The 3,864-nt window shown below is 65.7% G+C and carries 5 protein-coding genes; 4 read left to right on the forward strand and 1 reads right to left on the reverse strand.

Features of this window, described 5'->3' with window-relative positions; all coding sequences use genetic code 11:
- Window positions 1-42: 42 nt before the first annotated feature.
- From JNK99_RS07200 to folK, 3 genes are all read left to right on the forward strand, one after another.
- Window positions 43-708, forward strand: coding sequence for an HAD family hydrolase (locus tag JNK99_RS07200; protein WP_291850740.1), 666 nt, complete (start codon window positions 43-45; stop codon window positions 706-708).
- Window positions 709-789: 81 nt separating this feature from the next.
- Window positions 790-2,139 (forward strand): polynucleotide adenylyltransferase PcnB, encoded by a 1,350-nt coding sequence (gene pcnB, locus JNK99_RS07205; protein WP_291850728.1) that lies wholly within the window; start codon window positions 790-792, stop codon window positions 2,137-2,139.
- A 96-nt stretch (window positions 2,140-2,235) separates the two neighbouring features.
- The gene (gene folK / locus JNK99_RS07210) at window positions 2,236-2,748 is read left to right on the forward strand and encodes a 2-amino-4-hydroxy-6-hydroxymethyldihydropteridine diphosphokinase (RefSeq protein ID WP_291850730.1); all 513 of its coding nucleotides are present in this window, start codon (window positions 2,236-2,238) and stop codon (window positions 2,746-2,748) included.
- A gap of 62 nt (window positions 2,749-2,810) precedes the next feature.
- Here the strand turns inward: folK and JNK99_RS07215 are convergent, their stop codons facing one another.
- Window positions 2,811-3,038, reverse strand: a complete 228-nt coding sequence (locus tag JNK99_RS07215; RefSeq protein WP_291850734.1) for a hypothetical protein — start codon at window positions 3,036-3,038, stop codon at window positions 2,811-2,813.
- Window positions 3,039-3,369: 331 nt separating this feature from the next.
- Between JNK99_RS07215 and JNK99_RS07220 the strand changes: the two genes are divergently transcribed.
- A partial coding sequence (locus JNK99_RS07220; RefSeq protein WP_291850737.1) for a methyl-accepting chemotaxis protein occupies window positions 3,370-3,864 on the forward strand: 495 nt, incomplete at its 3' end.

Consider the following 3,864-nt stretch of genomic DNA (forward strand, 5'->3'; position numbering starts at 1 on the left):
TGCAGACCCCGCTGGACCTCTGACCTGCCCGAAAGCACCCCCATGGATCTCGCCCTCTTCGACCTCGACAACACCCTGATCGCCGGGGACAGCGACTTTGAATGGGCCCAGTTCCTGATCGGCAAGGGAATCCTCGACCGCACGCTGTACGAGGCGCGCAACCTGGAATTCTACGAACAGTACAAGGCCGGTACGCTCGACATCGACGTCTTTCTCGACTTCCAGTTGCAGCCGCTGTCGCGCTTCCCACGCGCCCAGCTCGACATCTGGCAGCGCGAGTTCATGGCCCGCCACATCCTGCCGCTGGTCAGCCGCAAGGCGCGCGCCTTGGTCGGCGAGCATATCGAACGCGGTGCGCTGTGTGCCATCGTCACCGCGACCAACAGCTTCGTCACCGGCCCGATCGTCCGCGAGTTCGGGATCGCGCACCTGATCGCCACCATCCCGGCACAGGAGAACGGCCAGTTCACCGGCAAGCCACGCGGTCTGCCGTCCTTCCGCGAAGGCAAGATCATTCGCGTCGAAGCCTGGCTGGAAGCGATCGGGCTGTGGTGGAGCAGTTTTGAGCGCAGCTGGTTCTACAGCGATTCGCTCAACGACCTGCCCTTGCTGTCGAGGGTCAGCAACCCGGTGGCGGTGGACCCTGATCCGACCCTGAGCGCCCACGCCAACGCCACCGGCTGGCCGATCCTGAGCCTTCTGACCTAGCGCAACCCCCATCACCGACGGCAAACCAATGGATATCCTCTATCATGCCGGGGCAACAGCACCGGCAGAAGAAGAGAGCGAATGATCCGCAAGTTCATATCCCGCGTCCTTGGACGCAAGAAGCCCGGCAAGCAGAACGAACCGGCGGTCATCGCGGTCGCCCAGCACGGCCTGCAGCGTGAGGAGATCAGCCGCGCCTGCCGGCGGACCGTCGAGACCCTGCAGGAAAACGGTTACCAGGCCTTCATCGTCGGCGGCGCGGTGCGCGACCTGCTGGCCGGCCTGACCCCCAAGGACTTCGATGTCGCCACCAACGCCACACCGGAACAGGTACGCCACTGCTTCCGCCGTTCCCGCATCATCGGCCGCCGCTTCCAGATCGTGCACGTCAACATGGGCGCTGAAACCATCGAAGTCACCACCTTCCGCGGCCATCACGGCGAACAGGGCGGCAACAAGGCGCAGGTCGACGATCAGGGCCGGGTGCTGCGCGACAATGTCTTCGGCAGCCAGGCCGAGGATGCGGCACGCCGCGATTTCACGGTCAACGCCCTGTACTACGATCCGACCTCGGAGACCATCGTCGATTACCATCATGGCGTTGCCGACCTGCAGCAGAAGACCCTGCGCATGATCGGCGACCCGAAGACCCGCTACCGGGAGGATCCGGTGCGCATGCTGCGTGCCGTCCGGCTGGCCGCCAAGCTCGGACTGGCGATCGATCCCGAGGCACGGCGACCGATCCGCGAGATGGGCAGCCTGATCGAAAATGTGCCACCCTCCCGCCTGTTCGACGAAATTCTCAAGCTGCTCACTTCCGGCCACGCCGTGCGTTGCGTCACGCAACTGCGCGAGGAGGGACTGCACCACGGCCTGCTGCCGCTGCTCGACGTGATCCTCGACCAGGCGCTCGGCGAACGTTTCGTCACCCTGGCGCTCGGGAGTACCGATCGCCGCGTGCGCGAAGGCAAACCGGTATCACCCGGCTTTCTCTTCGCGACCCTGCTCTGGCACGAAGTACTGAGCAAGTGGGAACCGCTCAAGGCGGCCGGCGAGCCGGCCATCCCGTCACTCTTCCAGGCGATGGACGAGGTGCTCGACGTGCAGGCCGAAAAACTGGCCATCACCCGGCGGATTGCCGGCGACATCAAGGATATCTGGGCGCTGCAACCACGTTTCGAGCAGCGCAGCGGCAAACGGCCCTACGGTGTCCTGCAGCAACCTCGCTTCAAGGCCGGTTACGATTTCCTGCTGCTGCGTGTCGGGTCGGGCGAGGTCGGGAACGAAGTCGGCGAATGGTGGACCGATTTCCTCCATGCCAGCGACGAGGGCCGCGCGGCGATGCTGCTGCCGCAAGCGCCCGGCACGGCAAGGAAGCGCCGACGGCGGCGCCCGACGACCGACGTGACGCCGGACAGCGCGCCCGAATGATGCAACATCCGGTGCCATTCGCCCGCCGCGCCAGGCGTCCCGACGGCCCCCTGCGCTGCCCGCACACCTCTCTTCATCCGCCTCCTGCGGCCCGCCATGCCGACTGACACCACGCACCTGGCTTTCGTCGCGCTGGGGGCCAACCTCGCCGCGCCGGTACAGCAGGTTCGAACCGCCGGCGAGGCACTGGCCGAGCTGCCCGACTCACGTCTGCTGCAGCTCTCCTCACTCTACCGCACGGCACCGGTGGGCATCCGTGGCCAGCCCGACTTCGTCAATGCCGTGGCCGCTCTCGCCACCGGGCTCGATCCGCAGCAGTTGCTCGACGCGCTGTTTGCCGTTGAGCGGCAATTTGGTCGGCGACGCGAGTTTCATCATGCGCCGCGCACCCTTGACCTCGACCTGCTGCTCTACGACGACCTGGTGCTCGCCAGCACCCGGCTCACCCTGCCCCACCCACGCATGCACCTGCGTGCCTTCGTCCTCGCACCCCTGGTCGAAATCGCACCACTCTGCCGGATTCCGGGTCGCGGCAGCGCCGCTGCCTGGCTGCCAGCCGTTCATCGGCAGCGGATCGAAAAACTCGCCGACTGCCACCAGCCGCAATAAGCGGACATGAACCGTACGACACCTGTCCGGGCACCCTCGTGCGCCGCCGCCGGACTGCCTGGCTACCAGTAATAGCCGCGCCGGGACCAGTAGCCATACCCATGTCTTGGATAAGGCCTGCCCGGCACGATCACCAGCGGCGGCTCGACGTAGACGCGCGGCGGCGCAACGATCACCGCGGGTGGGTAGGAGTAGCCGGGCCCGGGTGGTGCGTACGCCGGCTGGGCAGGAGCCACGACGCAACCGGCAAGCGTGGTAGCGACAAGCAGTGCGGGAATGAGCATTTTCATTTCGGAAACTCCCCGGGAGATAAGCATCCAACGCGCCGCCGGTCGATCCGAGCACCATGCTCTTGTAACGAGATGTTTCAGTGCCTCACCGAGCGCCACCGCGCGGGCAGGCACCGGGACGCAGTCCGGCATGGGTGGCGCCGAACCGTTGTCAAACCTGCCCGACCGTGCCAATCGCGAGGCCTTTTTGTTTTTTTGCATGCTGCAGGCACGCAAACTTGACCATCCCAAGGCTGCTCTGTGTATCCTTGGCGCCCATTGGAAGCCGTGGCACTCTTGCCGGCCAGCGGGGGGCCGGTCTGGCAAGACCAGACGTCAATGGGGAGAACGAATGATGTTCGGCAGCGGGGCGAAGATTCGTGGACTGGAGCAGCGCATCGGCGCGCTCGAGTCGGAGAATGCCGGGTTGCGGGAGCAGCTTGCTGCGGCCCAGGCGCACAATGAACAACAGGGGCAGGAGCACAAACGAATGAGCGGACACGCGACCGAGCAGCAGCGTCTCTTTGCCGCCTTCCGCTCGTATCGGCAATCGCTGTGCGAGTCGCAGCAGACCCTGGCGGCACTCGCCGAAGGTCTGCGCAACGAGAAGCAGCAGACCGCCTCCGCTGCCAGCGCGGCAACCGGCAGTCACGACGCGGTTCACGCCATTAGCGACGAACTCAACCACCTGGCCGAGCGCTCCCGGCAGGCGCTCAACCAGGTGCTCAGCCTGCAGGGCAGCGCACAGCAGATCGGCGGCATCGTGCAATTGATCAAGGAAATCGCCGATCAGACCAATCTGCTGGCGCTCAACGCGGCAATCGAAGCCGCCCGCGCCGGTGAGGCC

This window comes from Accumulibacter sp., assembly GCF_016789985.1.
Lineage (GTDB): Bacteria > Pseudomonadota > Gammaproteobacteria > Burkholderiales > Rhodocyclaceae > Accumulibacter.